Raw genomic sequence first — 6,110 nt, 5'->3', positions numbered from 1 at the left:
TCGGGCGGCACATTCAAAACATACCCAACAGCAAAAAGCCTACTGGTAAACATTACAGACAACAATACATTCTACGCTATTGTTCTTAACAGCAGCGTAGGAAAGGCTGTTTATCAGTTACCATCGGCTGAAATTGCAGTTTCTATGCTTTACATGAAAGGCGACAGAAGAGCAGTAATTAACCAAAGCGCGTTCACAATGGCACAACTCTATTTATCGCCTGGAACCCCCTCGCCAGAGTTAACGCTTACCTATCGCCCTCTAGCAACCATAAGCGAAACAGGCTTCAGCCAAGGAAAACCAGTAAACACACTTAGACTTTACATAATCAACTTAAACACATCAACAACCCTGATTGCCCAAGGCAAATTCAACATCAAATCCACATGCATAAATGTAGTCTCCAACCTGCAAACCTACAATTTCTCCCATCCGATAACCTCCATATTCGTTAAAGCAACTTTGGATGGAAGAAGCGACACAGTGATACTTCCAGTATCAAGCAACGCAAGCGGAGCCTTCGTAAAAGTTGAAACCTTGGTGTGCAATGTCAAGCTGGAGAGGATACAGGGAGGAGCCTGAAGATGCCGGCAATAGCGCCAAGTTATCTCTATGCCTTCTTCGCTTTGGTCGCAGTATCCACTATTCTCATTTCTTCCTTCAGTGCCTATGCGGCGACCTTAAGAACCATACCAGAGATGGAGCAACTGGAAAATTTGCTGAACCGCATAGCATCAAAAGGATACGAGCTCATAACATTAACAACCGTAACAAACTCAACTTCAGAAGCGGTTTTGCAGCTTCCTTCAGCCATCGGCAACAGACAATACTGGATTAGACTTCGCAACGTAACCTCAAAAGCATGGATTGAAGGTGCTTTGGGGTCAATACACGAAGGCAACATATCCAACAGAGTATATCTCCCAAAAACGGTTTCTGCCCTAGGAAACTACTCTAGCGGCTACGGTTCAGCAGTTCTAAAATGTTACATGAACGGGTCAACGGTCAATCTTCATCTTAATACTTGGAGGAAAGATATGTGAAGGTAAGATTGCGAAAAAAAAGAAAAGGAAAAATGCAAGAAGAAAAAACAAAATTCAGCATTTCAGAAGAAGATTTAGCTGGATACTTAAACCTAAAAAGATGGACTGTCCCCGAAGGATACGCTGAGACTGAAACTTACCCGTTAAAAGCTCCCTTCTCTTACGCATTTATAGTTCAAAACGAAGAAACGGGAGCATACCTGTATATTGTCGACGAACTACCTCTAACAAAAGAAGAAAATGACCTTTTCTTCAGAATGAGAAACATCTCGGAATATGAACTTCAAGCCCCTGAGGGCGACGAAACACTAAGCGAGTCCTTCCACACCCAAATGCCTGACATCATTGACTCGCACCCAAAAGTGTTCCAGAATGTTTCTTCCATAAGCCTTAGAAAGATACTGTACTATCTGGAACGGGATATTGTCGGTTACGGAAGAATCGATCCATTAATGTTCGACCCCTACGTAGAAGACATAAGCTGCAGCGGAGTCAACAAAAACATTTTCCTTTGGCACAGACGATACGAAAACATTAGAACAAACATTTTTTTCAGGGAAGAACAAGAACTCAACGATTTTGTCATGAAGATTGTTCACAAAGCAGGAAAACACGTTAGCATAGCCTTCCCCATAGTAGACGTCACTCTACCCGGACAGCACCGCTTGGCAGTATCCTATGGAAAAGAAACCACCCCCTCAGGAACAAGCTTTACCATACGAAAGTTCCGCGAAGACCCCTTCACCATAGTTGACTTAATTGAAAACGAGACCATAGATGAGAACATTGCAGCCTACTTGTGGCTTCTGATGGAAAACAAAATGTCAGTTATGATCATGGGTGCGACAGGAGCAGGCAAAACAACTGCACTAAACGCAATAGCATGCTTGATAAGACCCAACTACAAGATAATCTCTGTTGAAGAAGTTGCTGAAATTAACCTGCCTCATGAAAACTGGACCGCCACCATTACCCGCTCAGGATTCGGAGTAGCAAGCGAAGGAGAAATCACACTCTACGACTTGATAAAATCAGCTGTACGACATCGTCCAGACCTGATTATTGTAGGGGAGGTCCGGGGCGAAGAAGCTTACGTACTCTTTCAAGCTCTTGCGACAGGACACGGCGGTTTATGCACTATACATGCAGAAGACGTAGAGATGTCGATTCAAAGATTGACACAACCTCCGATGAACATTCCATCATCCATCATTCCATTAATGAACTGCGCAATTATCGTAAAGCATGTTAGAACACCTATCTTCCTAAGCGGTGAGAAAAGGCTTTCCAGTAGAAAATTCATTCGAGTAGCTGAGATAAAAAATGCAAACTCGATAAAAGACGCATTCACATGGAGTGCTTCTACAGATACTTTTCAAGAAGACCTGAGCAACAGCTACTTGGTAGCTAAGATTGCGAGGAATCTTGATATTTCAATTGAGCAAGTTTTAGATGATTTAGAACAACGGAAAAAAACGTTGCTAAACATGGCAGAGCGTAATATTCGAGATCATCGTAGCGTAAATGTTGTCTTGAGCAAATATTACTACAATCCTAAAGGTTCAAGAAAGACTGAGTAGGTGAGAGCACGTTGGCCTCTAGCTATAATCCACTTAACATGTTCCGCTCAATGATAACATTGCTTTCTGGAAAGCAAAAAGCCTCCGAGATTGATAAGGAGATGCCTTTCACTGTAATGTTGTTCACTTTGATGGCAGCTAGCGGAATCGCCGTTTATGATGCGTGGAAAAAAATGGGGCGAGTCAACTTATTGCCCGAAACTCAAAAGGAAGCTCAGGAAGTGGTGCGGCAAGTTGAAGTTTTAGGATATGACCCTTTGACCGTGATGTACAGAAAAGCTGAAGAAGCAACCTCAAAAACTTACCGCGACTTCCTTGGTGGCTATGTTTCCTCGGTAAAAAGCGGTATAAACGTGGTTAATTTCTTAAGAAACAAACTTCATTCCATCCTAGAAGTACAAAGTGCAGGTGCATTTCGTTCAATTGAAAAGCTGGGAACATTAGTTGAGGCGTATGCGGTTATGCTTATTGTTACACTTTGTATTTACATTCTGTATGTTGTAATGTCTGCAACAAACACTTTTGAGTCTACGTCTGTAGGCATGGCCTCTTCATCTTCACAACCCCTCATGTATGCTTTGATTTTTCTCGCAACTCCCTTTATCACATTAGTTTTCATGGCTATAGCTAATCTTGCGCGTCAAAGCAACTTACTCTCTATCAAAGAAGTTTACCGCAATGTTATATTCTCGAGCGGAGCTGCTTCAGGATTCTTTGCCGCTGCGATGTTCTTGCCACAACTAGGTTTCATTATTGAAATGTTGACTTTACCAGGACTAGTAATATTTTGCCTCTTGGCCATTTCTCTGCCTCCTGCTTTTGCTTACCGGAAAATCGCAAAAGAAAACTTTGCCGCAGAAGAAGCCATGCCCAGTTTTCTCAGAGACGTAACCGAGTCTAGAAAAATCGGTCTTTCACCTGTGAAAAGCATCATCCACGCCACCAAAAGGACAGGATATGGATCATTCAATGAAACTTTGCAGCTTGTTCGCAGCCAAATTGAGTGGGGAGTTCCGCTTAGAAAGATTTTCAGCAACATAAAAAAGCAAATTCGAAGCTGGCCAGTTTTGGTGTACTTCCTAATTTTGATTGAAACCATAGAGTTTGGTGGCGGTTCTGCAGACGCGTTAGAAATATTATCTAATTATAGTGAAAGGACAAAAGAGATAGAGGCGGACAAGCGGGCCACACTCAAACCCTATGTTATGTTAGCCTTCGTTTGGAGTGTGCTGATAGCCCTCACAACCTCCATAGTGGCAATAACAATCGGCGTCCTAACCCAAATCACCGCGCCAGGCTCTTCACCAGCCATGTTGAGTTCTATGCAACATCAAATCCTAATATTTTCTATAGGTATAATCCTTCAATGCTGGATGTCCGGCTTTTTCATAGGCAAAATAAGCGAAGGCACTTTTGCAGCGGGCTTTAAATATTCAGCGATGCTTGCAGTCACTGGCTATGTCTCTCTCATTCTGTCTCAAAACTACCTTGCTGGGATGCTTGGAGCTGTATCAGGATAGGAGCGTGGCTTTAAAGAGATGCCTGCATCTTCGGTGGACACATTTTTTGCATGTTCGCTAATGGTCATTCTCATTGTGTCAGCAATGGTTGGCACAGCTAAGGTTATGCAGCCCTACATAAACGATCTATCAAACATGAATGGAGTGGAACGTTGCAGAGGTTTGGCTGAATACCTACTTCTAAGCACAGGTAAGCCATCAGATTGGGGAAAAATGGCAGACGCTGCACCGACAGCTTTTGGTTTGGCATCAGAAACTCGAAGACCTTATGAACTTGATTTAGACAAAGTTTCCCGACTGAATAGTAACAATATCCACTCAATTATTTACCAAGAGATTTCAGCGGCGTTAGGAACCAAAGACATATCTCTAAACATAAAAATTCATCCCTTATTTGAGGTTTCCATAAATTTAGTCTCGAACCAAAGTGGAGAAACCGAAACTACCTATACGTTTCAGGTTTCCACAAGTAAATCCGGGTTTCCTGTTTCGGCGTGGTTGCAGTGTTACACAGTTGTCGAAACATATAGCAGCAACGTTTCTTCTTCAACTGGCATTAACGGAGTAGACATTGTAAACGCTACTTTACCGAATTCGCCTAACGGGGTGGCGTTATTTATGGTGTTTGCGAAAGCAAAAGCGAATTCTCAAATGATGGCTTTTAACGTGCATTCCTTTGGTCATAACTCTGAAACTCCCGAACCTAGTGGGACTTTTCTCCAACTCAGCCCCTTAAACTACTTCTTGAACGTCTCTTTTCAATACCCGACAGTAGAAATTTCGAACGCTTACGTCTTCACCTGCAACTATCATTTCAACCTCTCACAAATAGCTGCTGGAAACCAAACAGTTGAATATAGTATTCCACATCTTCTAGATGTCAGTCCTATGATGCTTGTGCTCAATGGAAACAATGGTTCAACTTCTTTTGCAGAATGGACTGCATATCCACAGTTACCATTAGAAATTGGTGCAGACTTTGGCGATTTGACCACTATGTCGAAGACTGCAGCTTTAACTTACATTGTTAGCATAAACTCAGTCCTTTACGAGTCTATTATAACGTGCAGGAGCGTGCAAAACTACGATGCCTAACAATAGGGGACAGATGAGAATCGTTGAAGCGTTTCTGTCAATTCTGCTGTTGTTCTCAGCCTTGACCATGACCACTCTGATTTCTCCTGCATCCAACCCTGGTAAGGACAACGACTTGACAACTATGGGAATGCAATTGCTTGTATCTATGGACAATGATGGTCAACTCGGCAGACTTGTTGACGCGGGAAACTGGACTACTCTGGCAGATGCATTGAATACACTGTTGCCAGTAGGCGTCTCCTACAATTTCACAGTTTACAACGAAAATCTGCAACCAGTCAACAACGTCTCCATCTCAAACGGCATAATGCCAAACCAAAACGTAGTTTCCATTCAATATCCCTGCGCCAGTGCAACCTCACAAGGCAGCTATTATCTCCTTCGCTTGCAACTAGCAACAGCAAGGTGAACCAAATGTGAAAAGAAGAAAAAATCGAAGACACTGTTCGGGGCAAATTCTAGTGTTGGCAGTCTTAGTGGTAAGTCTTGTTTTGTTATCGACGCAGCTTTACATCTACGAAGTTGGCAGATCTCTGGATGGAATCGAGTCAATAAGGGTAAACGATTTTGTGTTAGCTGCGAAACTCGGCTCGAAACATGTAGTCACCGGCGCGTTGGCTAACATCTCGGTTGGAGGTGAGGGGTCAATTCTTTCCGCAAATCTGGAAAGATGGGCATCCTTCACGGGTGGCTTGTACATGTTTGGTAAGCCGGTTCTCAATCATACACTTAGAAATGCGTCGCCATACACTAACGGAACCCGTCTATCATGGGGCAATGATGGCTTTGGCATCACAAGTGCTTATGCCAACTTTGATTTCTCGCTTTCTGATCGCCAAATCAATGTTAAATTACCCTACGCTGTGAAC

General features: G+C 42.9%; 7 protein-coding genes. All 7 read left to right on the top strand.

Going from position 1 to position 6,110, the window contains the following annotated elements; translation table 11 throughout:
* The coding region (locus NWE91_07770) for a hypothetical protein (GenBank protein MCW3986286.1) at window positions 1-582 on the top strand (582 nt) is incomplete at its 5' end.
* Window positions 583-584: 2 nt separating this feature from the next.
* The gene (locus NWE91_07765; protein MCW3986285.1) at window positions 585-1,043 is read left to right on the top strand and encodes a hypothetical protein; all 459 of its coding nucleotides are present in this window, start codon (window positions 585-587) and stop codon (window positions 1,041-1,043) included.
* The gene (locus tag NWE91_07760; protein MCW3986284.1) at window positions 1,040-2,623 is read left to right on the top strand and encodes a type II/IV secretion system ATPase subunit; all 1,584 of its coding nucleotides are present in this window, start codon (window positions 1,040-1,042) and stop codon (window positions 2,621-2,623) included. Before NWE91_07765 ends, NWE91_07760 begins: the two co-directional genes overlap by 4 nt.
* 11 nt (window positions 2,624-2,634) lie before the next feature.
* Entirely contained in the window at window positions 2,635-4,143 is a 1,509-nt protein-coding gene (locus NWE91_07755) for a type II secretion system F family protein (protein ID MCW3986283.1), read from the top strand.
* 60 nt (window positions 4,144-4,203) lie between these two features.
* Window positions 4,204-5,238: a hypothetical protein gene (locus tag NWE91_07750; protein ID MCW3986282.1), complete on the top strand. Its 1,035-nt coding sequence runs from the start codon at window positions 4,204-4,206 to the stop codon at window positions 5,236-5,238.
* Window positions 5,239-5,251: 13 nt separating this feature from the next.
* A complete protein-coding gene (locus NWE91_07745) occupies window positions 5,252-5,650 on the top strand; it encodes a hypothetical protein (protein MCW3986281.1) in 399 nt (132 codons plus the stop codon).
* A 7-nt stretch (window positions 5,651-5,657) separates the two neighbouring features.
* The coding region (locus NWE91_07740; GenBank protein MCW3986280.1) for a hypothetical protein at window positions 5,658-6,110 on the top strand (453 nt) is incomplete at its 3' end.

The organism is Candidatus Bathyarchaeota archaeon (assembly GCA_026014805.1).
Taxonomy (GTDB): domain Archaea; phylum Thermoproteota; class Bathyarchaeia; order Bathyarchaeales; family SOJC01; genus JAGLZW01.
This window is presented reverse-complemented; position numbering and strand designations above follow the sequence as displayed.